Source organism: Planctomonas psychrotolerans (genome assembly GCF_008642235.1).
In the GTDB taxonomy this organism is placed as follows: Bacteria; Actinomycetota; Actinomycetes; order Actinomycetales; family Microbacteriaceae; genus Planctomonas; species Planctomonas psychrotolerans.
Genome location: NZ_SJEV01000001.1, coordinates 983,514 through 1,006,206 on the forward strand (window position 1 = coordinate 983,514; position 22,693 = coordinate 1,006,206).

Consider the following 22,693-nt stretch of genomic DNA (forward strand, 5'->3'; position numbering starts at 1 on the left):
TCTTAGCCTAACTTCGCTGCTGCGGGACACTTCAGGTGGTGGTGCGGAAGGGCTTGCGACCGCGGTGCAGGGCGACGATGCCCGCGGTGAGATTCCGGTACGCCACATCGACGTAGCCCGCATCCCGCACCCAGCCCATGAGCGTGCGCTGGTCGGGCCAGGCCTCGATGGACTCGGCGAGGTAGTCGTAGGCCACCGGGTTGGAGCTCACGATCCGCACGAGTGTGGGCATGATCCGCGTGAGGTAGGCGTCGTAGGCGCGGGCGACGACGGCCTGGGGCGGCGTCGAGAACTCGCAGATCACGATGCGCCCGCCCGGCTTCGTCACGCGGTACATCTCCGCGAGCGCGCGCTGCGGGTCGACGATGTTGCGCAGACCGAAGGAGATCGTGGTCGCGTCGAAGGTCCCGTCGTCGAACGGCAGGGCCGTTCCGTCGGCCTGCACGAACTCGATGGCGCGCGAGTGCGCGTGCCTGCGCCGACCCACCTCGATCATCCCGGCGGAGAAGTCGGCCGCCACCACGGACGCCCCCGTGCGCGTGAGGGCCGCACTCGACGTGCCGGTTCCGGCGGCGAGGTCGAGGATGCGCTCACCGTCGGCGGGCGCGATCGCGCGGGTCGTCGCCATGCGCCAGAGGATGTCGTTCCCCGCGGAGAGCACGCTGTTCGTGCGGTCGTAGTGGGTGGAGACCTGATCGAACATCGCCGCCACTTCGGCCGGTTGCTTGGTCAGGTCTGCGGTGCTCACAAGCACCAATCCTACCGAGGCTGACATGGAGTTTCCGTGAGTATGCTTTCGTCGGTGACCGTCACGCAGGCTCGCGCCCTGATCGCCGAGAGCACCCTCATCGACCGGCGTCTCGATCCGCTCACCTTGCTCGACGGCATGGAACCCCTGCTGTGGCTCCGGGACGGCGTCGGTATCGCGGGGGTCGGCACGACCCTTCGGCTCGAGTTCGGCGGCGCGACCCGGATGACCGATGCCGCGGCCGCCTGGCGCGAGCTCGTCGCCGGTTCCACGGTCGTCGATCCGGTGGGTGTGCCCGGCAGCGGTCTCGTCGCGTTCGGCGCCTTCGCCTTCGCGGCGTCCTCCGCGTCGACCAGCGTGCTGCTGGTGCCCGAGATCGTCGTGGGCATGCGGGAGGGCGTCTCGTGGGTCACCCGCATCCGGCTCGACGACGACGCCCGGGACGAGGCGGGACGGCTTCCCGGCAACGCCGCCTTCCCCCTGGGCAAGGGGTCCGTAGGCACGCCGACGCCGACGCCGCATCCGACGGCGTCGGGTTTCGCGCCCGGAGCGATGACCGAGGACGGGTACCGCCGGGCCGTGCGGGAGGCGCTGGAGCGCATCGAGGCCGGTGACGTCAGCAAGGTGGTGCTGGCCCGGGACCTGACGGCCGACCTGGCGCCGACCGCGGACCTGCGTCCCGTGCTCTCCGACCTCGCCACGGCCTACCCCGACTGCTGGACCTTCGCGGTGGACGGGCTCGTCGGCGCGAGTCCGGAGACGCTCGTCCGGGTGGCGGGCGGCCGGGTGAGCGCACGCGTGCTCGCGGGCACCGCGGCCCGCGGGTCCGACGCCGCGGCGGATCGGCGGAGCATCGACGACCTGGTCGCCTCGGCGAAGGATGCGGCCGAGCACGGCTTCGCGCTGGACAGCGCCGTTGCGGCGCTGGAGCCGCACAGCGACGACCTCACCTCGAGCCGGCATCCGTTCCCGTTGCGGCTCCCGAACCTGTGGCATTTGGCCAGCGACCTCGAGGGGACGCTGCGCGACGGGTCGAGCTCCCTCGACCTGCTGGACGGGCTGCATCCCACTGCGGCCGTGGCCGGTACGCCGACGGGGGCGGCCCTGACGCTCATCGAGCGGGCCGAACCGTTCGACCGGGGACGCTACGCCGGACCGGTGGGCTGGGTAGGCGCCGACGGCGAGGGCGAGTGGGCGGTCGCCCTCCGGTGCGCCCAGGTCGACCCCGGCGGCACCGTCACGGCGTATGCGGGAGCCGGAATCGTGGCGGGGTCGGATCCCGACCGCGAACTCGCCGAGACCGAGCTCAAGTTCCGGCCGATGCGGGACGCGTTCGCTCGACCGGTCGCCGACCGCTGACCGCGATCTGCTCATCCCGGCCGCCGCTCAGGACGCGGCGAGCCGAGCCTTCTCCTCCGCGACGTCGAAGTCCGCGTCGGGCCAGCTGAGGTCGAGGGAGCGGAGCGTGTGGAGGAGCAGTCCCTGCACCGCGAGCCGGGCGTACCACTTGCGATCGGCCGGCACCACGAACCACGGTGCGTCCTCGGTGGAGGTGTTGGCGAGCGCGAGCCCGTACGCCTCCTGGTAGGCCGGCCAGAGCAGTCGCTCGTCCACGTCGCCCGGGTTGTACTTCCAATACTTGTCCGGCCGGTCGAGTCGTTCGGCCAGGCGCTCCTTCTGCTCGGTGCGACTGATGTGCAGCATCACCTTGATCACCGTCGTACCGGCGGCGTGAAGTTCCTCCTCGAACGCGCGAATCTGGGCATAGCGCTCCTCGATCGTGTCGGCGTCCGTGCCGTGCACCCGCGTGATGAGTACATCCTCGTAGTGGGACCGGTCGAATACGCCGATCAGACCCGCGCCGGGAAGCGCGCGGCGCACCCGCCAGAGGAAGTCGTGCTCCAGCTCCTCCGGCGTCGGCGCCTTGAAGGCGTAGTGCGCGACACCCTGCGGGTCGACGGCGCCCACGACGTGACGCACGATGCCGCCCTTGCCGGACGTATCCATCCCCTGAAGCACGAGCAGCACGGATCGGGTGTCCCCGCCGCCCCGGCTCGCCGCGAACAATTTCTCCTGCAGCGCCGAGAGCTCGTCGGACACGTCGGCGAGGAGCTGCTTCCCCGCCTTCTTGTCACCGTCGAAGCCGGGCGTTCCGTGCGGGTCGATGGCCGCGAGATCGACGCCGGGCACCACACCCGAACCGGAGTACCGCTCCACCGCGAGCAGATCGGTGGGCGCTGTGGTCCATTCCGTGGCAGTCATGACCCGATGCTACTTCTCGGGGCGTCCCGATTCCCGTCGGGCGAGCGGGACCTCCACGATCGACGGTCCCGCCGGCGGTGACGTGAGCGCCGCGCTGAGCTCACCCGTCGTCGCCGCCACACGGTGGTCCCAGCCGTACGCCGCCGCCAGAGCAGCGAGGTCGACCCGCTGCGGAGTGAACAGCACGCGGTCGAGCGCCGGCCCCGCGGCGGAGCGCGCGACCTCGAGGCCGTCGAAGATGGTTCCGCCGCCGTCGTTTCCCACGATCACCTGGATGCGGGGAAACTCCTCGCCGTAACCGCCGAGCAGGGACCCGACATCGTGCAACAGGGTGAGGTCGCCGACGAGCACCCGGGTCACGCCCGCGGCGGACGTCCCGTGCCGCTGGCTGGCGATCGCCACGCCGGTCGCGGTGGCGATGGTGCCGTCGATCCCCGCGAGGCCGCGGTTGGCATGCACGCGGATGCGCTTGCCGGGCACGAATCCGTCCGCCTCCCGGATGAGTCGGGATGCGCCGAGCACGAGGCGGTCGTGCGGCCAGGTGACCCTCCACACCGCATCGACGAGCCACTGTCGGGTCACGGGAGTGCGCAGCACCGCGAGCTCGGCGCGGGCGAAGTCCCGCCAGTCGAGGCGGTTGCCCGACCCGTCCGGTTGACCGTCCTGCGCGACCGCGGCGACGATGCCGCGGCTCGTGAACACCCAGCTGCCGAGCCACTCCCTGCTCGCGGCGGGGTCGGGATCCGCACCGGTCACGGCGACGGCGCCGACCAGCGCAGCGGCGCGGCGGGCCGGGTTGTACCACTGGCCGCCGCTCGGCCCCACGACGATCATCTCCACATCGGGCCGGCGGAGCAGCGTCGGCACCTCGCGGGTGAGCGTAGGGTGCCCGAACACCACCACCCGCTCGATGCGCGCACCGAACGCGTCGTCGTTCAGGAGCTCGCGGAACGCGACTACGAGGTTCGGCCCGAATCGGGCACCGCTCGTCACTTCGGCGAGGAGCGGCCAGCCGCCCTCGCGCGCGATTCGCTCGGCCTCCTCGCCGGCGCCGTGCCCGGCGATCACCACCGTGCGGGGTCCGTGGGCGAGCGGGAGGGGCTCGTCCGCCGACCCCGTCGCGTCGATCGCTTCCGGTCCGCGACCTCCCGCCGCCGCGGCCAGTTCCGACGCCACCGCGGTCAGGTCGGGCACGGCCGACGAGAGGGGATCGCGGAACGCGATGTTCAGGTGCACCGGCCTGCCCGGGTCGATCGCCGATGCGTAGATTCCCCGAGCGAGCACGGCGGCGTCCTCGGCCTCGGGCTCGGCGCCCTCCGGAGCGGCCACGTCGACGGTGTCGATCACCGGGCCGAAGAGGCCGGGTTGCACCGTGGTCTGGTTCGCCCCGATGCCGCGCAGCTCCTCCGGGCGGTCCGCGGTGAGGAGGATGAGCGGCACACCGGAGTGGAACGCCTCGAGGGCCGCCGGGTGCAGGTTCGCCACAGCGGTGCCCGACGTGGTGAGCACGATGGTAGGCGTGCGGGACTCGACCGCGAGGCCGAGGGCGAGGAATCCGGCGGATCGCTCGTCGAGCCGGACGTGCAGTCTGAGCGCGTCCACCCGCTCGAGTTCGGCGGCGGCGAGCGCCAGAGCCTGAGATCGCGAGCCGGGACAGAGCACCACGTCGGTGACGCCGGCGCGCACGAAGGCGCCGAGCAGAGCGACGGAGTAGTCGGTCGCCGGATTACCGGTGGCCACCCCGGCGCTCAGGCGTCGCGCCGGCCGGGCGCTCCACTGCCGTTGTCGGCATCGCCGTCGGAATCGCTGTCGAGGTCGGAGAGTTCCTGCTCGAGCCGCCGAATCCGCTCGTCCTGGTCGGCATCGGTGCCGAGACGACGGAGGAAGTCGGGGTCGTCGTCCGGTCCGAGTCGCCGCCCGGTCGACCGCACGCCGCCGGAGCGGTCCTTGCCGATCAGGAACCACAGCACCGGTCCGACGATCGGGAAGAGGAGGATGACGAAGATCCACAGCACTTTCGAGATTCCCCGGACCCGCTCCTTGCTGGTCATGGCTGAATCCACGACCGCGAAGATGGTGACGGCTACGACCACGACGGCGAGCCCGATCAGGATCCGAGGCATTTCGCCATCGTACCGCCGTTGGCTTGTCGCTACCTGCAGAAAGCTGGGGACGCGACGCCTAAACTGGGCCAATGGAATCGCGGAGGGTTTGGTTGAGCTACACGCTCATCCGCATCACCCTCTTCGCCGTGCCGTTCGGCGTCCTCATGGCGTCGGGGGTGTTCTGGCTCTGGTCGGCCCTCATCGCCACCGTCTTCTCCTTCTGCGCGTCGTACATCTTCCTTCGTCGCCAGCGCGAAACCATGGCCGAGGACCTCTCCGCCATCCGTCGCGGGCGCAAGGCTCCCGCCGTGGATGACGACGTCGAGGATGCGGCCGTCGAGGGCGCGGCGGTCGAGCGCAACGACTCCGACCGCTAGCCCGCTCGATCCCGAGACCCGCACACGGTCCCGTGAGCCGCTCGCGGTCCCGACCCGCCCACGGTCCCTGAGCCCGTCGAAGGGACGCAACGGTCCGGTCGTGTGGGGGTGCGGAGGTGGCGTGCTGGGGCTCCGCCCATAGATGCCCACCGACCCCCGAGCCCCACCACGCCACCTCCGCCCCCAACTCCTCGGACGGGAGGCGGTTTTTGAGGTGGACGAGGCGCCTCAGGAGGCCACGGTCCCTGAGCCCGTCGAAGGGACACTCGACACACACGGTCCCACGGTCCGCGGCACATCCTCACGTCGCTTCGACAAGCTCAGCGACCGCAACTCGGCATCGCGACGCCCGTTGCGTCGAAGGGGCGGCACCCGTGCGGTCCCTGAGCCTGTCGAAGGGACGCAGCCCGCACGGTCCCTGAGCCCGTCGAAGGGACGCGACGCATCCTCACGTCGCTTCGACAAGCTCAGCGACCGCAACTCGGGATCGCGACGACCGTCAGGGCCGCTCAGCGACCGTAGATCGGGAGCGTCAGAAGGCGAACGCCGCGCCGAGACCCAGTCCGAAGAACAGCGCCCCGATGCTCGTCAGCTGGAGAGCGAGGATCAGCTCCTTCGCGGTCTTCGCCGTCACCGTGATGAGCGCGGCGGGCACGGTGAGCAGCAGCGTGAAGAGGACGTACCCGGCGAGCGGGTACAGCGTCGAGTAGAACGCGAGGATCGCATACGGGATGACGAGGAACAGCACGAACACGACACGGGAGGCGCGCGATCCGAGCAGCACAGCGAGCGTGCGCTTGCCGGCGGTGCGGTCCTGCTCGATGTCCCGCAGGTTGTTCACCATGAGCACCGCGCAGGCGAGGAAACCTGCCGCCGCCCCGCCCACCCAGCTCTCGAGGATGGTGCGGCCGGCGAGTACGTAGGTAGTGCCCGCGGTGGCGACGAGTCCGAAGAACACGAAGACGAACACCTCGCCGAGACCGTAGTACCCGTACGGGCGCTTGCCACCCGTGTAGAAGTAGGCCGCAACGATGGCCACCGCGCCCACGGCGAGCAGCCACCACTCCCCGGTGCGGATGACGATGCCGAGGCCGGCGAGTGCGGCGAGCGCGAAGAACCCGAGGGCGACAGCGAGCACGGTGCGCGGCCGTGCGGCGCCGGAGCCCGTGAGACGTGCCGGTCCGACCCGGTGCGAGTCGGTGCCGCGGATGCCGTCGGAGTAGTCGTTGGCGTAGTTCACGCCCACCTGGAGGAAGATCGCGACCGCGAAGCACAGCACGGTGCGGAGGGGGTGCCAGCCGCCGTCATCGAGAAGGAGCGCTACCCCGGTGCCGATGGCCACGGGCGCGATCGCGAGGGGAAGGGTGCGTAGCCGTGCACCGGCGATCCAGTCGCGGGGTCCGGCGGGGGCCACGGTCGGTGCCGATGGCGGTCGGCCGCCCGGGCGACCGCTGCGCTTGGCGGGGCGGCGTTCGGGAGCCGCCGACGAGCCGGTCTTGCTACCCGCGACGCCGGGACGTCCCGCCGGCACCGCCTTGCCCACCGTCGGCGAGCGCCGGGCGTCGGGATGAACCTTCGGTGCGGGAGGTCGTCTCTTCTGTGCCACTGTCGGATTCTACGGTCGACGGGTGACCGCGGCCGATTCCGCGAGCGCCCGCCGATCCGGCTTCCCCGACGGGAGGGTCGGTAACGCCTGGAGGTGCACGAGCACCGCGCGCGACGCCACCCGGCCGAGCGATCCGATCAGCGCCTCGCGCAGGGCGGATTCGCGCGGGATGGCCGGATCCGCGGCGGTGAAGACGACCGGCGTCGCGCCCCACTCGGGGTCGGGCGCGGACACCGCCACGGCATCGTGCAGCCCGGGGATCCCGCGCGCGATGTCCTCGATCCGGTCGAGGGACACCTTCTCTCCCCCGGAGATGATCACGGCATCGAGTCGACCGGTGATGCGGAGGATGCCGTCGGTGACGTCGCCGGCATCACCGGTGCGGTACCAGCGCAGCCCATCGCGCACGGCGAATGCCGCATCGGTGGCCGCCGGGTCGGCGAGATAGCCCTCCGCCAGCGTCGGCCCGGCGATCTCCACCTGCCCGTCGACCACCTCGACCCGGGTGGTGCCGATGGGGGCGCCGTCGTACACGCAGCCCCCGGCGGTCTCGCTCGACCCGTAGGTGCCGATGAGTCGGATCCCGAGTTCGAGGGAACGGTCGCGGAGTGCCGACGGCGTGGCCTGCCCACCGACCAGGATGCCGTCGAAGCTCCGCAGGGCATCGCGGGTGGAGCGGTCCCCCTCGGCCGCTTCCACGAGTCGATGCAGTTGGGTGGGCACGAGGGAGGTGAATCGGGCGACGCGCGGGCGGAACCCCGCGGTCGCCTCGACGAACGCGTCGACGTCGAAGGCGCCCGGCGGCAGCACGACCGGGTCGACCTCCGCCGTGATGGAGCGGACGAGCACCTGCACGCCCGCGATGTAGTGCGTGGGCAGCGAGAGCAGCCACTGCCCCGCGCTCCCGAGCGCCGACTGCGTGCCCGCTGCACTCGCGAGTAGCGCCCCGGACGACAGCGCCACGCGCTTGGGAGCACCGGTGGATCCGCTGGTCTCCACGACGAGGGCGACGTTCTTGGCGACCTCCGACGGCGGCTCGGGATGCCCGGGCTGCGGCACTTCGGGCCGGGCATGCGGGTTTGCGGACTCCGCCGCACGGGGAAGCAGGGCGGGGCCGATGCCGCTCAGGGCGGTGCGCAGCTCGGCGAGCAGGTCGAGCGGATCCGCGCCGGGCACCGCCCGGAGGAGTCGCGACACGTCAGAACTGCCAGGGGAACGGCGACCAGTCGGGTGCGCGCTTCTCGAGGAAGGCGTCCTTGCCCTCCGTCGCCTCGTCGGTGCCGTAGGCCAGCCGTGTCGCCTCACCGGCGAACACCTGCTGGCCGACCATTCCGTCGTCCACGGCGTTGAAGGCGAACTTCAGCATGCGGATGGCGGTGGGCGACTTGCCGAGGATCGTGCGCGCCCAGTCCAGGGCCGTCTGCTCCAGCTGAGCGTGCGGCACCACCCGGTTCACCGCACCCATCTCGTACGCGCGCTGGGCGCTGTACTCCTCGGCGAGGAAGAACACCTCCCGGGCGAACTTCTGGCCGATCTGCCGCGCGAAGTACGCCGATCCGTAGCCGCCGTCGAACGAGCCGACGTCCGCATCGGTCTGCTTGAAGCGGCCGTGCTCGGCGCTCACGATCGAGAGATCGCACACGACGTGCAGCGAGTGTCCGCCGCCGGCGGCCCAGCCGGGGATCACCGCGATGACCACCTTCGGCATGAAGCGGATCAGGCGCTGCACCTCCAGGATGTGCAGCCGTCCCGTGCTCGCCGCGGTCCCCGACACGGTCGACGGGGCGGAGCCGTCGGACGAGGCCGAGCCGTCCGACGGGGCGTACTGGTAGCCGTCGCGGCCGCGGATGCGCTGGTCGCCCCCGCTGCAGAAGGCCCAGCCCCCGTCCTTCGGGCTCGGTCCGTTGCCGGTGAGCAGCACGACGCCCACCCGGGGGTTCTGCCGCGCGTCATCGAGCACCGCGTAGAGCTCGTCGACCGTGTGCGGCCGGAAGGCGTTCCGCACCTCCGGCCGGTCGAAAGCGACGCGGGCGATCCGGCCGGATCGGTCGAGATGGTAGGTGATGTCGGTGAGGGCGTCGAAGCCCGGCACGGTCTCCCACGCCTCCGGATCGAAGATGTCTGAGACGGGCGCGGCCATGCCTCCAGCCTATTGCGACGGCGGGCGGGGCAGAATGAGGGCATGACCGTAGCCCTCGGCGACATCCTGCCCACCGTGCGCGTGATCTCGCTTCCGCTGCGCACCCGCTTCCGAGGGATCGACGCGCGGGAGGCCGTGCTCTTCGAGGGCCCCGCCGGGTGGACGGAATTCTCCCCCTTCCCCGAGTACGACGACGTCGAGTCTGCGGCCTGGCTGCGGGCGGCGCTCGACTTCGGCTGGGCGGAGCCGGTGCCCGCGGTGCGCGAACGGGTGCGGGTGAACGCCACGGTCCCCGCCGTGTCCGCCGACGGCGTCGCCGCCGTGCTCGACCGCTTCCCCGGGTGCCGCACGGCCAAGGTCAAGGTTGTGGAGCCCGGCACCACCCTCGCCGAGGACGTGGCCCGGGTAGCCGCGGTCCGGTCGATCCTCGGCGTGGAGGGACGGGTCCGGCTGGATGCGAACGGCGCGTGGAACGTCGACGAGGCGGAGCACGCCTTCCACGCCCTTGCCGAGTACGACCTGGAGTACGTCGAACAGCCGTGCGCCAGCATCCCGGAGCTCACCGAACTCCGCCGGCGCGTGAAGTACATGGGTATCCCGATCGCCGCGGACGAGTCGGTGCGGAAGGCGGACGACCCGATCGAGGTCGCCCGCGCGCTCGCCGCGGACGTGCTGGTGGTCAAGGCGCAACCCCTCGGCGGGGTGCGTGCGGCCCTCGACATCGTGGCCGCGGCCGGGCTTCCGGCCGTCGTCTCGAGCGCCCTCGATACCTCGGTCGGGATCTCGATGGGACTGCATCTCGCGGCGGCACTGCCCGAGCTCGAGTTCGACTGCGGGCTCGGCACCGTCGCCCTGTTCGAGGGCGACATCGTCGATTCCCCGCTCGTGCCGGTCGACGGCGTCCTCGACGTGCGCCGGGTCGTGCCCTCGTCGGCTCTGCTCGATGCCTCGGCGGTGGACGAGGAGCGACGGACTTGGTGGCTCGATCGCCTCCGCCGCTGTCACGCGCTCGTGGAGGACGCCGCCGCGTTTCGTGAGGGCGCCGAATGAATCGACGCACCTTCGTATTCGGGTCGGCGGGCGGGCTGACCGTGCTCGCCCTCGCCGCATGCACCCCGGAGGCACCGCAGCCGGGCCCCACCGGATCGCCCACGCCCACGCCGCTGCCGTTGCCCACCGTGACGCCCGGATCGGTTCCGCTCCCGGCCGCGTCGGCGCGGTCGACGTGGGCCACCGATCCGTACACGCGCGGGTCGTACAGCTACCTCGCCCCGGGGGCCACCCCGGAGGACCGGGTCACCCTGCGCCAGCCGATCCTCGACCGGCTGTTCTTCGCCGGAGAGGCGACCTCGACCGAGGCGCCCGGCACCGTGCGCGGCGCGATCGCGTCCGGTATGCGCGCCGCACAGGAGGTGGCGGCGACCGCCGACCCCGAGGAGCGGATCGCGGTGATCGGGGCGGGGATCGCCGGTGCGACGGCCGCGCGCGAACTGATGGCGCAGGGGTTCAGCGTGGTCGTGCTCGAGGCCCAGGATCGCGTCGGCGGGCGGATCCGCACCGAGAACGGCGCACCGTGGCCGTTCCCGGTGGAACTCGGGGCATCCTTCGTGTCGGCCAGTCGAGACACCGACCTCGTGGCGGAGTTGGAGGCGGCGGACATCGCCACCGTGGGCTTCGTGCCCGTCCGCGAGATCCGGTTGCCCGACGGGGAGACGGTTCCGCCGTCGCCCGTCGCCGAGGATGCGGTCGCCCGGGCGGTGTCCTGGGCCGCCGAGCAGGTGCTCGACACGTCCCTCGCCGACGCGCTCGTGAGCTCCGGCGCCGCCGACCTGTCGACCGAGCTCGGCGAGGGCGGCGTCTCCGATGCCGACCGGCTGGAGCACTACCTGCGGGCCGTCGTCGGCGTGCATGTGGGCGCGACGCCGGAGGAGCTCTCCGCCGCCCACGGGTTCGAGCGCGCGGGCGCGCCGCCCACCGTGTCGGAGCCCGTCCCCGAGCCACCCCCTGCCGGCGGGGCGGTGTCCGAACCCGATGACCTGCTCGTCGTGGGCGGCTTCAGCACCCTGATCGACGAGGCGCTCGAGGGAGTCGATGTGCTCACGAAGAGCCCGGTCGCCGCGGTGTTCTACACCGACGATGCGGTGAGCCTGCGGCTGGGCACCGGGGAGTCGCTCTCCGTCGCGCGCGTCATCGTGACCGTGCCGATCGGAGTGCTCAACACCGACGCGATCGAGTTCGACCCGCCCCTGCCGTTCCTCGTGCGAGAGGCCATCGAGGAGATCGGCATGGGCGCACTCGACAAGATCTGGCTGCGCTTCGAGGAGCCGTTCTGGGACACCGACGCCCGGGTGTGGACCATCCTCGGCGGGGACCACGAGTACCGCACGTGGCTCAACCTGCTCCCCGCGACGGGTGAGCCGATCCTCGTCGGGCTGGTCGCCGCCGACGCCGCGGCGCGGGTCGCCGAGCTCTCCGACGCCGACGCGGTCACGACCGCCCGTGCGAGCCTTTCGGCGTTCCAGATGCCGGACGCAGAGGATCCGGACGCCGACTCACCAGACGAGCAATCTCCCACCCCCTGAGCGGATGGCTGGTGCGCACGAACACGGCCGCGATCCCAGTGATGAAGACGCCGATCCCGGCGAGGTAGAGGATGCGTTCGACGCCGTCGACCTGCGTCGGGTCGAGGAAGAAGTAGGGGTACCAGCCCACGACCGGACCCCGCACGAGCGTGAACGCGGTCCATACCGCGGGGAAGACGAGCACCCAGCGGAGCACCTTCCAGGTGACGGGTGGCCGCCCGGGGGCGAGGAACCAGTCGAGCAGGGCGTACGCGGGCAGCCAGAAGTGCAGCATCTGGCTGGACCAGGGCACCTCGATCCGGTAGTCGTGACTCGCCGCCTGGCTGATGATGGCGCCGAAGACGATCCCGGACACCAGCGCGTAGGTGGTGGCGAGAACGCGGGCCGACCCGAGCCAGGCCGGATCCTCCGGCACCCGCAGCGCGGAAAACGCACCGAGGGCCAGCACGAGGTCGAGGATCATGGCGCTGAGCGTCGTGAAGTAGCTGAAGAAGTTCATCGTCGCGAAGGTGCGGAAGCCGAGGACGTAGTCGAAGTCGCCGATGAGCGCGACGATTCCCACGGCGAGTGCGGTCAGCCGGAGCAGCCCGAAGGTCATGCGCACTCGAAACTCCGATCAGGCGGGGACGGCCGGTCGTCCTCGGCCGGCCTCGGCGGCTAGAGGCCGCTGTAAGCGTGCAATCCCTTGAAGAACACGTTGACCACACCGAAGTTGAACAGAACCGCACTGAATCCGATGATCGACAGCCACGCCGACCGGGAACCTCGCCAGCCGCGGGTGGCCCGGGCGTGGATGTATCCGGCGTAGAGCACCCAGATGATGAACGTCCAGACCTCCTTGGTGTCCCAGCCCCAGTAGCGTCCCCAGGCGCGCTCGGCCCAGATGGCACCGGCCATGAGGGTGAAGGTCCAGAAGATGAAGCCGATGATGTTCAGCCGGTACGCGAGGTTCTCGAGCGTCACCGCGTCGGGCAGGGTGGCGAGGAATCTCAGCCGCACCGACTTCGCGGTCTCCGCGGCCGCCTCGCGGGAGTGCTGCAGCAGCTGGACGACGGACAGCGCGAACCCGAGGGCGAAGAAGGCGGTGGCGAGGATCGCGACGAACACGTGGATGACGAGCCAGTAGCTCTGCAGCGCCGGGGGAAGCGGGACCACATCGACGCGGAAGCCGACCGTGGAGATGCCGAGCAGGATGAGCACCAGTCCGGTGACGAAGGTGCCGAGGAAGCGGAGGTCCCGGGCGAGCAGCACGAGGAGGAACACGCCCATGATGAGGAGGGTTCCGGTCATCGAGAACTCGTACATGTTGGCCCACGGGACACGAGCGGCGGCGATGCCCCGGAGGACCGTCGAGGCGAGGTGCAGGGCGAATCCGACCACGGCGAGCGACAGACCGACGCGGAGGCTGATCGGCGCGCGCTGTGAGGCGACGGGCCGGGGCGCGACGGACCGCGGGCGCTCCGGCCGATCGGCCGTCGTGGTGCTCCCGGAACGTGCCCCGGTGGCTCCCGCAGCGCTCGAGGTGGCGAGCACCCGTGCCGCGACCCGCGAGTCCACCGATCCGGTCGACGATCGACGCGCGAGGTCCATCGCGAACGAGACGAACGAGATGGCGTACACCGCCATCGCCCCGTAGAGGAGGAGCAGCGAGGTCGCGTCGAGAGAGGCTGTGGTCACGCGGTAAGCCTAAATCCTTTCCCTCGGACCGGGCTGCGCCGTCGTCACCGTCGCGGCCGCGGCACCCCGCCCCGAGTCGAGTGCCGCGATGTGGCGGTCGGCGAAGTCGGTGACCGCGGCCTCGAGTGCCGGATCGTCGCCTCGGGCGAGTGCGGCGTACTCGAACGTCATGCCGCCGGCCGCATCGGGCACGGCCTTCAGCCACATCCGCCGGCGCGGGACGAAGAGCGAGGTGAGGAGCCCGCCGAGCACCAGGACCGAGAAGAACAGCACCCAGCCCTGCGTGGGGTCGTGGTGGATGTCGAAGGAGGCGAACCGCGGCACGTCGTCGAGGCTCACGGTGCCGAGACCGTCGGGCAGCTCCTGGGTCTCTCCGGGGGCGAGCCGGATGCCGCCCTCGTCGGTGTTGCGGCCGCTCAGCTGGGTGAGGTCGTCGGTGTCGAGCTCGTAGACCGATCGGGGCACGCCCTCGTCGAGGCCCAGGTCACCCGCGTACACGTTGAGGCTCAGGACCGGGTCGCGCAGATCGGGGAAGGCGGAGAAGTCGCCGGCGTCGGACGTGGCGCGGGTCGGGTAGAAGAACCCGATCATGCCCAGCTGCTGGTCGAGGCCGTCCGGAACCTTGATCACCCCGATCGAGGTCAGGTTCGTGTCCTGCGGCAGGAACGGCACGGAGTCGGTGAACACGACCTCGCCGGCCGGGTTCCGCACGGTGATCGTGGGTGCGTACCCGTTGCCGAGCAGGAAGACGTCGGTGCCGTCGATGCGGAGCGGCTCGTTCACCTTGATCTGGTCGGCGGTGGCGGACTCCCCCGCCGCGTCAGTGCTCACCTCGGCCGTGTAGTCGATGGGCTGCCCGATGGCGTTCTCGTTCTGCTCCTCGTAGGTGACTCGCAGCTCCTCGAGCCGGATGCGGTAGGTCGCGAGCTCGTTCTCGTCGACGAAGCGGCCCGGGTTGAACGAGTCGTACGCGCTGAGCGTGTTGACGAACGCCTGACCCTCCACCACGACACGCTGTCCGCTGTAGCCGAAGCCGCCACCGATGCCCACGGCGACGAGGATGCCGATGAGGGCGATGTGGAAGACGAGGTTGCCGGTCTCCCGCGAATAGCCGCGTTCCGCCGACACGGAGGTGTCCGACAGCACGGTGCGGTAGCCGGACTTCGCGAGAAGCGCCCGCCCGGCCTCGAGCGCGGGCGCGACGTCCGTCGCATCGCCCGCCGTGTCGGGGGCCGGGCGCGTGGTGAACCCGGCCATGCGGGACAGCCGCGCGGGTGTGCGCGGCGGCTGCGAGCGCAGCGCGATCAGGTGGTGCTTCGTCCGCGGCAGCACGCATCCGATGAGCGAGAGGAAGAGCAGGAGGTAGATGCTCGAGAACCACACCGAGGAGTACGTGTCGAAGGCCTGCAGCGAATCGAGCACGGGGAACAGGTCGGGGTTGTCGACCCGGTACTGGGCGACGCCGTTCGGGTCGGAGGTGCGCTGCGGCACCAGCGATCCGGGAATGGCCGCCACCGCGAGGAGGAGCAGGAGGAAGAGCGCGGTGCGCATGCTGGTGAGCTGCCGCCAGAACCAGCGCAGCCACTCGACGGCACCGAGCTTCGGGCCGGTGATGCGGTCGTCCGCGCTGCGGTCGTCCGCGCTGCGGTCGTCGGCCGCGGCGTCACTGCGGCCGTCGATGTAGTCGTCGGGTCGGGCGGGATCGCGCTGACCGGACTCAGATAGGCGTGACATAGCCGCCGATCACCGCCTGCAGATCGGCGAGCCAGATGCCCCACAGCCCGGTGAGCATCAGCAGTCCGATGCCCACCAGCAGCGCACCGCCGCCCACGTTGATGGCGCGGATGTGGCGTTTCAGGAACGAGACGGCACCGGTCACCCAGCTGAGCCCGAGAGCCACGAGCAGGAACGGGATGCCGAGCCCGAGGCAGTAGAAGGCACCGAGCAGTGCGCCGCGGCCGGCGCTGCCGCTCGACAGGCTGAGCGCGCTGATGGCCACGAGCGCGGGTCCGTAGCACGGCGCCCATCCGATGGCGAAGACGACGCCGAGGAGCGGGGCGCCCGCGAGGCCCGTCGCGGGCTGCCAGCGCGGCTTGATCGTGCGCTGCAGGAACGAGAACTGGCCGACGAAGACCAGACCCATGAGGATGACCACGACCCCGGCTACCCGGGTGATGATGTCGCCGTGCCGGAGGAAGAGCGCACCGAGAGTGCCCGAGAACAGGCCGAGCAGCACGAAGATCGTGGAGAAGCCGAGAACGAACAGCGTCACGCCGAGCACCACGCGCCCGCGACTGCCGCGGGTGCCGCCGGCGAGTCCCCCCACGTAGCCGAGGTAGCCCGGAACGAGGGGCAGCACGCAGGGCGACGCGAACGAGACGAGACCGGCCAGGAGCGCGAGCGGGATGGCGACCAGGAGTTGCCCCTGCAGGACCGTCTCGCCGACGCCGCCCACCTAGCTCGCCTCGGCGAGCGTGTCGGCGACGAGGGTGTCGAGCACGCCCCTGTCCACCTCGCCGAGGATACGGCTGGCGATCCTGCCCTGTCGGTCGAGCACGAACGTGGTGGGGGTGGCGTTCGGTGCGTACGAGCCGCTGAAGGCGAGCTGCACGGTGGAGTCCTGCACGTCGATGACGGAGGGGTAGGTGGTGCCCCAGCGCTCGGCGAACGAGCGGGCGGTGGCCGGCTGGTCGCGGGTGTTCACCCCGAGGAAGGAGACGCCGTCGTCGCGGTACTCCTGGTACAGGCTCTCGAGGTCGGGCGCCTCCGCGCGGCACGGTGCGCATCCGGCGTACCAGAAGTTGACGACCGTCACGTCGCCAGCGAGATCCTCGGAGGAGACGGACGACCCGTCCTCGAGTTCGGCGGTGAAGGTGATGGGGGCGTCGCGGTCGCTCGGCGGGATCTCGGTGTAGGTGCCGTCACCCGCGATGTAGCGCTTGTTGTCCCCGCTCTGGAACTGCTCCGCCAGCGGGTCGGTCGAGCAGCCGGTGAGGGCGAGCACCGACACGGCGAGGCCGGCGAGCGCGAGACGGGTCGGCCGGCGCATCAGACGGCTCCCAGGTCCACGGAGTCGTCGAGCAGGCCGCCGGTGGGGTCCTCGTACTCGGTCTCGATGAATCGTTTGCCGAGGAGTTCGAAGGTCGTGATGCTCGACAGTGTGCACCGCCGGCGCCGGGGGTCGTGGTAGAGCGCCTCGCCCTGCAGCTTGCGGTGCACCATCCAGATCGGCAGCTGGTGACTGACGAGCACGACGTCGCCCCCGTCGACCGATTGGTGCGCCTCGGCCATCGCCGCCAGCATGCGCGTGGCGATCGACTCGTAGGCCTCACCCCAGCTGGGCTTCATGGGATTGAGCACCCAGCCCCAGGTCCCCGGGTTGCGAAGCACCTGCGTGCCGAAGTTGAAGGTGCGACCTTCGAAGCGATTGAAGGGTTCGATCAGCCGCTCGTCGATGTCGACGGGCAGGTCGAAGGCGGTGCTCCACGGCTCCGCGGACTCGCGTGCGCGCTGCAGCGGGGAGGAGACCACGCGGCGCACCGGCGCACCCCGCGCGGACAGTGCCGTAGCGGCCGACTCGGCCATGCGATGCCCCAGTTCGGAGAGCCCGAATCCGGGCAGGGTGCCGTACAGCACGCGCCCGGGGTTGTGCACCTCGCCGTGTCGGACAAGGTGAACTCTCTCTGCAACCACGGCACCAAGTTTACGTTCCGGATGCTGGCAGTCCGCTCCCGCGGCCGCACGCGCCGGCCCTACCCGCCCGACCGGTAAACTCGACTCTCGTGAATCAACGCACCCTGATCAAGAACCTGGCCACGTCCGAAGAGGGGCCGGTGTCGGTATCCGGGTGGGTGGACACGGTGCGGGACCAGAAGAAGGTGCAGTTCGTCGTGCTGCGCGACGAGTCGGGTGCCGTGCAGCTCGTCAACCCGCGCGCCCCTCGCCCCGAGGCCGACTCCGCCGAGGAGCAGCCGGCCGATGCGCCCGAGTCGCTCGAGGACATCATCTCCGGCCTGTCGGTCGGCACCTTCGTCACCGCGAACGGGTCGCTCAAGAAGGACGAGCGGGTCAAGCTCGGCGGCGTGGAGATCAAGCTCGCGTCGCTCGAGGTGGGAGTGCCCGCCATCGCCGAGACTCCCATCGCCGCGGACAGCGGCATCGACAAGCGCATGGACTGGCGCTTCCTCGACCTGCGCGTGCCGCGCAACAACCTGATCTTCCGCGTGCAGACCACGCTGGAGCACGCCATGCGCGGCTACTGGATCGACAACGACTTCGTCGAGCTGCACACGCCCAAGCTGATGGCCACGCCGTCGGAGTCCCGCGCCGAACTGTTCCGCGTCGACTACTTCGAGGGGGCCGCCTACCTCGCGCAGAGCCCGCAGTTCTTCAAGCAGATGGCGCAATCCGCGGGCCTCGGCAAGATCTTCGAGATCGGCCCGGCGTTCCGCGCCGACCCGTCGTTCACCTCGCGTCACGCGACCGAGTTCACGTCTGTCGACGCCGAGATCAGCTGGGTCGACAGCCACGAAGACGTCATGCAGCTGCAGGAGAACCTGCTGGTCGCCGCCCTGACCGCGGTGAAGGAGAAGCACGGCGCCGAGATCCAGGAGCTGTTCGGGGTCGACGTCGTCGTTCCGACCACGCCGTTCCCGCGCATCCCGCTCGCCGAGGCGAAGCGGATCGTGGCCGAGCGCGGGCACACCATCGACCGGGCCGACGACGACATGGACCCCGAGGGCGAACGTCAGATCGCGGCCCACGTGCAGGAGACGCTGGGACACGAGTTCGTGTTCCTCACCGAGTATCCGGCGAGCATCCGGCCGTTCTACCACATGCGCAGCGACGACGACCCCACGGTCACGAAGAGCTACGACCTCGTGTGGCGGGGGCTCGAGATCACCACGGGCGCGCAGCGCGAGCACCGGATCGACGTGCTTGAAGCGCAGGCGCGCGAGAAGGGGATGGACCTCGAGGAGCTCGGGTCGTATCTCGACTTCTTCCGCTACGGCGTGCCGCCCCACGGCGGGTTCGGCATGGGCCTCGCCCGCGTGCTGATGCTGCTCCTGCACCAGCCCAACCTCCGCGAGGTGACCTACCTCTTCCGTGGACCGAACCGCCTCACCCCGTAGGCGACGGGCGGCACCGAGCTGCCGATGAGGATGAGGGTGTGCACGGAGGTTCCCGAGACGGCGACGCCGATATGGCGTTGAGCGAGACTCCGTCGGGCGAGGTTCTCCCGGGCGGCAACATGGGCGATGTGGTGCGGATCGGCGCGACGGTGCGCCGCCCCACCGGGGAGTGGACCCCGAGGGTGCACGCCCTGCTGCGGCACCTGCGCGGCCGGGGCGTCCTCCTGGTGCCCGACGTGCATGGGGTCGACGACCGGAACCGGGAGATCCTCGACTTCGTCGAGGGAGAGGTCCCGCAGTACCCGATGCCCGACTGGGTGTGGACCGACCGGGTACTCACCCAGGCGGCAGCGGGGTTGCGGAGCGTCCATGACGCCTCGGTGGGCTTCGAGCCCGCCGGACCCTGGCGATCACCGGTGCATGAGCCGGTCGAGGTGATCTGCCTCAACGACGTCGCCCCGTACAACATGGTGTTCCGGAACGGGTCGCTGGTGTCGTTCATCGACGTGGACTTCGCGTCTCCGGGTCCGCGCGCGTGGGACCTCGCCTACCTCGCCTACCGGCTCGTCCCGCTGAGCGAGGAACCGGGTGGTGCGCGGGATTCCGAAGAACGGCGACGACGCCTGCGACTCCTCCTCGATGCCTACGGGAGCGACCTCCGCAACACCGAACTTCTGGCCGTGGTGGAGACGCGGCTGATCGAGTTGGCCGAGTTCACGGCCGGTATGGCGGAGAAGTCGGGCCGCCCCGATCTACGGCAGCACGCCGAGCTCTATCGCCGCGACGCCGAGCGAGTGCGGGTGGCGGCGGCCGAGGAGCGCGACTGATCCCTCCGACGGCCGGGTGGCTGCCTACGCGGGTTCGAACGTCGCGTCGTCCCACGAGCCCTCGGGGTAGTACCCCACCCGGGCTGAGGACGAGTACTGCTCGATCAGTGGACCGCTCTGCTGCTCCGCCTCGGGGCCGGCGAAGTCGAGACCCACGCGCTCGTGCCACCGTCCGTCACCCGTCCGGTGCAGGGTCGCCTCCCAGGTGACGTCGACCGCATCCCGGGCCTGGATGCGGAGGTGGAGCCCGACCGCGCGTCGTTGCTCGAGCAGGCCGACCAGGCTGCGGTACACGATGCGGCGGTCGACGTTACGCAACCACGGCTCCAGCCGCTCGATCAGGATGTCGGCATTCCAGCGCACAGCCGTGGGGTACCCGATGTGTGATGCGTAGATGTCGACGGCGACCACGCCCGACACCCGGCGGAGCGCGGCCTGCAGGGTGCGGGCGGTGATGCCGTCCTCGTGCACCCACCGCACGAGCACGGGGAGGGCCGGCCGGGCCACGCTCTCATCGGCACGGGTGGCCGCGAAGTCGTGGATGGTCTGGCCGGGCCCGAAGAAGTCCCGCGCGGTATCGAGGAACTCCCGTACCCGGGCATCGGGTGGCTCAGCCTCCACGGAGGCGGCGGTTTCGGCGTAGCTCGGCAGGTGGTGAGCGAACCCCAGTCGGCCCTGATGGGGAACCGGCGGTCCCGCCGTCACGGTGATCCATCCGTCGACCGGGTTCCGCCGACCGTCGAGGCGCGGGAAGGCGTCGAGAGCATGCTCGAACGAGAGCACCCGCACGTTCTGCGGCACGTGCGCGCGGCCGGTGGGCGCACCCGCGGTGATCACGTGCGTCACGGCGTACCCGGTCTCGACCGACGTGGTGGCGAGCTCCGCGGCGATGATCCCGCCGAGGCTGAAGCCGCTGATCAGAACCCGCTCCCCCGCACGGATGCCGGACTGCGCCATCGCGGACAACACGGCTCGTGCCAGCGTGGGCTGGTTCCCGCTCGATGCGACGAGACCGGCCGTGATGTCGTTGGGGGCGAGGCCGGATCGCGGATCGAAGCTCTGCGTGCTCGGGATGTGCACGATCCACACCCGCTCGGCAGTGTCGGTGACCCTCTCGACGATGCGGATGATCCCCGCATCGGCCCGATCGTCGAGGTCCGGGTCTCCCCTGTCGTCGACCTCGTTCTGACTCACGAAGAGCTCGCGGAGGCTTCGCACGCTTCGCCGTCGGATCGCCGCCATCGCGAGCCCCGGGTGGCCGAGCGGATCGGGATGCGCTCCGAGCTGCAGCCGATCGAGGCCCGCCTCCGTGACCGCGCCGCCGCCGGATGCCGGGGGAAGCGGGTCGTACGGGGCAGGGTCGGACGAGCGCCACCACGCCACGAACTGCGGAATCTCGGGGAACTCCGCGCGCAGCCACTCGTCGTACGGCCGCACGACCGCGTCCGTGCCGTCGACCAGCAGACCCCGCATCTCGGCGAGTCGCACGAACTTCGCGACGAGCCGCGGCGGCGTGAAGACCCAGAAGTACGGCCGCGCCCGGAACGAGGGAAGGAAGATCCCGAGCACGCTGATGGTGAGCGCCGTCGGGGCGAGGAGGAAGGCGATCAGCCGGGTACCCGCATCCGCGCCGAACGGGACGGCGTGCATGCGCGCGTCGCGGAGGGCGGCGAGCCGGGCGGCCGGATGCGTCGGCGGACGAAGCCGGAAGGGGTAATCCGGATGCCGCCCGCGCGTCGCGAGGAACCAGCACCACGCCCACACCGCCCGCAGGAGCCAGATCAGCATCGCGAGGGCGAGCCCGGCGAGGGCGAGGGCGGCGAGTAGCAACCCGATCATGAGCGCGACCGGTGCCAGCGCGACCAGTCCGACGGCGACGAGGAGGCGACGTCCGAGACTCGGGGCATCGAGCACCCGTGGCGGCAGGCGCGGGCCGACACCGACGGCACGCGCGGACGTCATCGTGGGCCACGGACCGGCCGTGCGCCGTCCTTCAGCCGTGCGCTCCGGCCGCGCCGCGTGCCTCGCCCGACCCGGAAGTATCAGCCGAGCGGGACGTTTCACACCACGAAGTCGACGACCGACCGGGCGGCGACGAGGGGACCGATGATGCCCCGGACCCGCTCGTGCTCCGGATGCACGATGTACGCGTCGAGTGCCGCTTCGTCGTCGTAGTCGGCGATGAGCACCAGGTCGTACGCCGCATCGGATTCCACCACGTTCGACCCGATGGTGAACGACCGGATCTCCGGGATCAGCGCCGGCAACGACTCGAGAGCGGCCGTGATGGTCTCTCGGTGCTCGCGGTTGGTGTCCGCATCGGTTGCGGTCAGTTTCCAGGAGACGACGTGGCGAATGGTCATGCCCCCACGCTAGCCACCGATGCCGACCGCTGCGGGTCGTAACCACGATGCGGGCGGGAGCACCGCGTGGACCTCCCATCGACCGACGTCGGAGGCCGCGTCGGCGCGGGTGCGCTCGATCCGGCCGAGGCTGTTCGGACCCGCGGGCGAGAGCGCGACACGGTAGTCACCGATGTCGGTGCCGACGAACACGGTGCGGATGGAGTCCCCGGTGTCCGCCGGGTCGGTCGCCGGTCGCGCCGTGGCCGGCGCGGTCACCCCGGTGACCGTGGTCGCGGGCGGGTGGCGGAAGAACGGGTCGCGCATCGCCCGGGCGGCGAACTCCGGGGCGAGGTGAGGCCGGATGCGGGCCATCCGGTCGAGAAGCGGCACCGACCGGTCGAGATAGCCGGCGAGGAACTCGACGGCCGCGCTCTCCTCGGGGAGAGTCACGGTCATCCTCCCGTCCGCGTCCACCCGGTACTTGCGCACCTCCCCGGTGGTGAGGTCCTGATAGAGCACCCAGCGCCAACTCGGCGCCTCGGCCGCATCACCGATCCGCACGTCGTCGAGAAGGTCGCGGTCGGCCGGGGTGCGTCGGGGTTCCGTGCGATCGGACTCGGTGTCGTCGGGCTCGGTGCGATCCGGCTCGGCGCCGTCGCGCCCCGCGCGGGAGCCCGGAGCGGATCGGGCGTCAGCGGAAGCGGTGCGGCCGGTGGAGTCGGAGAGCGAGTCCCGCTCGGGCGCAGCGATCGAGGGGGCGGGAGCCGTCACTACCGCGGAGGCGAGCGAGGCGCCCAGCACGGCGAACGCCACCACGGCGACGCCGGCTCGCGAACGCGTGGCCACGAAATCCTCCTCCATCGGGCGACGCAGGGAGCGCACCCGCAGTCGA

The 22,693-nt window shown here is 70.9% G+C and carries 22 protein-coding genes; 6 read left to right on the plus strand and 16 right to left on the minus strand.

Going from position 1 to position 22,693, the window contains the following annotated elements; genetic code table 11:
- Window positions 1-31 precede the first annotated feature (31 nt).
- Window positions 32-748: a class I SAM-dependent methyltransferase gene (locus tag EY822_RS04330; protein WP_227497020.1), complete on the minus strand. Its 717-nt coding sequence runs from the start codon at window positions 746-748 to the stop codon at window positions 32-34.
- A 54-nt stretch (window positions 749-802) separates the two neighbouring features.
- Here EY822_RS04330 and EY822_RS04335 point away from each other — a divergent pair, with 54 nt between their 5' ends.
- The gene (locus tag EY822_RS04335) at window positions 803-2,107 is read left to right on the plus strand and encodes an isochorismate synthase (RefSeq protein ID WP_227497021.1); all 1,305 of its coding nucleotides are present in this window, start codon (window positions 803-805) and stop codon (window positions 2,105-2,107) included.
- Between the two features lie 27 nt (window positions 2,108-2,134).
- Here the strand turns inward: EY822_RS04335 and EY822_RS04340 are convergent, their stop codons facing one another.
- From EY822_RS04340 to EY822_RS04350, 3 genes are read right to left on the minus strand one after another with little or no spacing between them, the layout of a single operon-like run.
- Window positions 2,135-3,010 (minus strand): polyphosphate kinase 2 family protein, encoded by an 876-nt coding sequence (locus tag EY822_RS04340; protein WP_150307153.1) that lies wholly within the window; start codon window positions 3,008-3,010, stop codon window positions 2,135-2,137.
- Window positions 3,011-3,019: 9 nt separating this feature from the next.
- Complete coding sequence (menD, locus tag EY822_RS04345; protein WP_227497022.1) at window positions 3,020-4,750, minus strand: 2-succinyl-5-enolpyruvyl-6-hydroxy-3-cyclohexene-1-carboxylic-acid synthase; 1,731 nt, start codon at window positions 4,748-4,750, stop codon at window positions 3,020-3,022.
- Window positions 4,751-4,758: 8 nt separating this feature from the next.
- The gene (locus EY822_RS04350; RefSeq protein WP_150307154.1) at window positions 4,759-5,133 is read right to left on the minus strand and encodes a PLD nuclease N-terminal domain-containing protein; all 375 of its coding nucleotides are present in this window, start codon (window positions 5,131-5,133) and stop codon (window positions 4,759-4,761) included.
- Between the two features lie 71 nt (window positions 5,134-5,204).
- Here EY822_RS04350 and EY822_RS04355 point away from each other — a divergent pair, with 71 nt between their 5' ends.
- Window positions 5,205-5,492, plus strand: a complete 288-nt coding sequence (locus EY822_RS04355; RefSeq protein ID WP_150307155.1) for a DUF4229 domain-containing protein — start codon at window positions 5,205-5,207, stop codon at window positions 5,490-5,492.
- 532 nt (window positions 5,493-6,024) lie between these two features.
- Here EY822_RS04355 and EY822_RS04360 read toward each other — a convergent pair.
- From EY822_RS04360 to EY822_RS04370, 3 genes are all read right to left on the minus strand, one after another.
- The gene (locus EY822_RS04360) at window positions 6,025-7,023 is read right to left on the minus strand and encodes a 1,4-dihydroxy-2-naphthoate polyprenyltransferase (protein ID WP_406610306.1); all 999 of its coding nucleotides are present in this window, start codon (window positions 7,021-7,023) and stop codon (window positions 6,025-6,027) included.
- Window positions 7,024-7,107: 84 nt separating this feature from the next.
- Window positions 7,108-8,295 carry an AMP-binding protein gene (locus EY822_RS04365; RefSeq protein WP_227497023.1) on the minus strand — a complete coding sequence of 396 codons (1,188 nt, stop codon included), beginning with the start codon at window positions 8,293-8,295 and terminating at the stop codon, window positions 7,108-7,110.
- Between the two features lies 1 nt (window position 8,296).
- Window positions 8,297-9,238 carry a 1,4-dihydroxy-2-naphthoyl-CoA synthase gene (locus EY822_RS04370; RefSeq protein WP_150307156.1) on the minus strand — a complete coding sequence of 314 codons (942 nt, stop codon included), beginning with the start codon at window positions 9,236-9,238 and terminating at the stop codon, window positions 8,297-8,299.
- Between the two features lie 42 nt (window positions 9,239-9,280).
- On the opposite strand from EY822_RS04370, the gene EY822_RS04375 reads away from it, so the two are divergent.
- Complete coding sequence (locus tag EY822_RS04375) at window positions 9,281-10,288, plus strand: o-succinylbenzoate synthase (RefSeq protein WP_150307157.1); 1,008 nt, start codon at window positions 9,281-9,283, stop codon at window positions 10,286-10,288.
- Window positions 10,285-11,820: a flavin monoamine oxidase family protein gene (locus tag EY822_RS04380; RefSeq protein WP_150307158.1), complete on the plus strand. Its 1,536-nt coding sequence runs from the start codon at window positions 10,285-10,287 to the stop codon at window positions 11,818-11,820. The genes EY822_RS04375 and EY822_RS04380 overlap by 4 nt, the downstream gene beginning before the upstream one ends.
- Here the strand turns inward: EY822_RS04380 and EY822_RS04385 are convergent.
- From EY822_RS04385 to EY822_RS04410, 6 genes are read right to left on the minus strand one after another with little or no spacing between them, the layout of a single operon-like run.
- On the minus strand, window positions 11,726-12,418 hold the full coding sequence (locus EY822_RS04385; RefSeq protein ID WP_150307159.1) for a Pr6Pr family membrane protein: 693 nt from the start codon (window positions 12,416-12,418) through the stop codon (window positions 11,726-11,728). The genes EY822_RS04380 and EY822_RS04385 overlap by 95 nt on opposite strands.
- Before the next feature lie 59 nt (window positions 12,419-12,477).
- Window positions 12,478-13,497, minus strand: coding sequence for a c-type cytochrome biogenesis protein CcsB (gene ccsB, locus EY822_RS04390; protein ID WP_150307160.1), 1,020 nt, complete (start codon window positions 13,495-13,497; stop codon window positions 12,478-12,480).
- 9 nt (window positions 13,498-13,506) lie between these two features.
- Entirely contained in the window at window positions 13,507-15,231 is a 1,725-nt protein-coding gene (gene resB, locus EY822_RS04395) for a cytochrome c biogenesis protein ResB (RefSeq protein WP_150307161.1), read from the minus strand.
- Window positions 15,215-15,952, minus strand: a complete 738-nt coding sequence (locus EY822_RS04400; RefSeq protein ID WP_150307162.1) for a cytochrome c biogenesis CcdA family protein — start codon at window positions 15,950-15,952, stop codon at window positions 15,215-15,217. Before EY822_RS04400 ends, resB begins: the two co-directional genes overlap by 17 nt.
- Window positions 15,953-16,546, minus strand: a complete 594-nt coding sequence (locus EY822_RS04405; protein WP_150307163.1) for a TlpA family protein disulfide reductase — start codon at window positions 16,544-16,546, stop codon at window positions 15,953-15,955. It lies immediately after the preceding gene.
- Window positions 16,546-17,190 carry a histidine phosphatase family protein gene (locus EY822_RS04410; RefSeq protein WP_150307164.1) on the minus strand — a complete coding sequence of 215 codons (645 nt, stop codon included), beginning with the start codon at window positions 17,188-17,190 and terminating at the stop codon, window positions 16,546-16,548. The genes EY822_RS04405 and EY822_RS04410 overlap by 1 nt, the downstream gene beginning before the upstream one ends.
- An 89-nt stretch (window positions 17,191-17,279) precedes the next feature.
- Here EY822_RS04410 and aspS point away from each other — a divergent pair, with 89 nt between their 5' ends.
- The gene (aspS, locus tag EY822_RS04415; RefSeq protein ID WP_150307165.1) at window positions 17,280-18,629 is read left to right on the plus strand and encodes an aspartate--tRNA(Asn) ligase; all 1,350 of its coding nucleotides are present in this window, start codon (window positions 17,280-17,282) and stop codon (window positions 18,627-18,629) included.
- A gap of 38 nt (window positions 18,630-18,667) precedes the next feature.
- Window positions 18,668-19,456 carry a phosphotransferase gene (locus EY822_RS04420; protein ID WP_227497024.1) on the plus strand — a complete coding sequence of 263 codons (789 nt, stop codon included), beginning with the start codon at window positions 18,668-18,670 and terminating at the stop codon, window positions 19,454-19,456.
- 24 nt (window positions 19,457-19,480) lie between these two features.
- Here EY822_RS04420 and EY822_RS04425 read toward each other — a convergent pair whose 3' ends face one another.
- The 3 genes from EY822_RS04425 to EY822_RS04435 form a co-directional block, all read right to left on the minus strand.
- Window positions 19,481-21,418: a hypothetical protein gene (locus EY822_RS04425; RefSeq protein WP_150307166.1), complete on the minus strand. Its 1,938-nt coding sequence runs from the start codon at window positions 21,416-21,418 to the stop codon at window positions 19,481-19,483.
- Window positions 21,419-21,516: 98 nt separating this feature from the next.
- On the minus strand, window positions 21,517-21,819 hold the full coding sequence (locus EY822_RS04430) for a Dabb family protein (RefSeq protein WP_150307167.1): 303 nt from the start codon (window positions 21,817-21,819) through the stop codon (window positions 21,517-21,519).
- A gap of 9 nt (window positions 21,820-21,828) precedes the next feature.
- Window positions 21,829-22,647, minus strand: a complete 819-nt coding sequence (locus tag EY822_RS04435; protein WP_150307168.1) for a hypothetical protein — start codon at window positions 22,645-22,647, stop codon at window positions 21,829-21,831.
- Between the last annotated feature and the right edge of the window lie 46 nt (window positions 22,648-22,693).

Coding starts and splice junctions, on each gene's coding strand:
- EY822_RS04340 (WP_150307153.1), bottom strand. CDS start 3,010: ATGACTGCCACGGAATGGACCACAGCGCCCACCGATCTGCTCGCGGTG.
- EY822_RS04350 (WP_150307154.1), bottom strand. CDS start 5,133: ATGCCTCGGATCCTGATCGGGCTCGCCGTCGTGGTCGTAGCCGTCACC.
- EY822_RS04355 (WP_150307155.1), top strand. CDS start 5,205: ATGGAATCGCGGAGGGTTTGGTTGAGCTACACGCTCATCCGCATCACC.
- EY822_RS04370 (WP_150307156.1), bottom strand. CDS start 9,238: ATGGCCGCGCCCGTCTCAGACATCTTCGATCCGGAGGCGTGGGAGACC.
- EY822_RS04375 (WP_150307157.1), top strand. CDS start 9,281: ATGACCGTAGCCCTCGGCGACATCCTGCCCACCGTGCGCGTGATCTCG.
- EY822_RS04380 (WP_150307158.1), top strand. CDS start 10,285: ATGAATCGACGCACCTTCGTATTCGGGTCGGCGGGCGGGCTGACCGTG.
- EY822_RS04385 (WP_150307159.1), bottom strand. CDS start 12,418: ATGACCTTCGGGCTGCTCCGGCTGACCGCACTCGCCGTGGGAATCGTC.
- resB (WP_150307161.1), bottom strand. CDS start 15,231: ATGTCACGCCTATCTGAGTCCGGTCAGCGCGATCCCGCCCGACCCGAC.
- EY822_RS04405 (WP_150307163.1), bottom strand. CDS start 16,546: ATGCGCCGGCCGACCCGTCTCGCGCTCGCCGGCCTCGCCGTGTCGGTG.
- EY822_RS04425 (WP_150307166.1), bottom strand. CDS start 21,418: ATGACGTCCGCGCGTGCCGTCGGTGTCGGCCCGCGCCTGCCGCCACGG.
- EY822_RS04430 (WP_150307167.1), bottom strand. CDS start 21,819: ATGACCATTCGCCACGTCGTCTCCTGGAAACTGACCGCAACCGATGCG.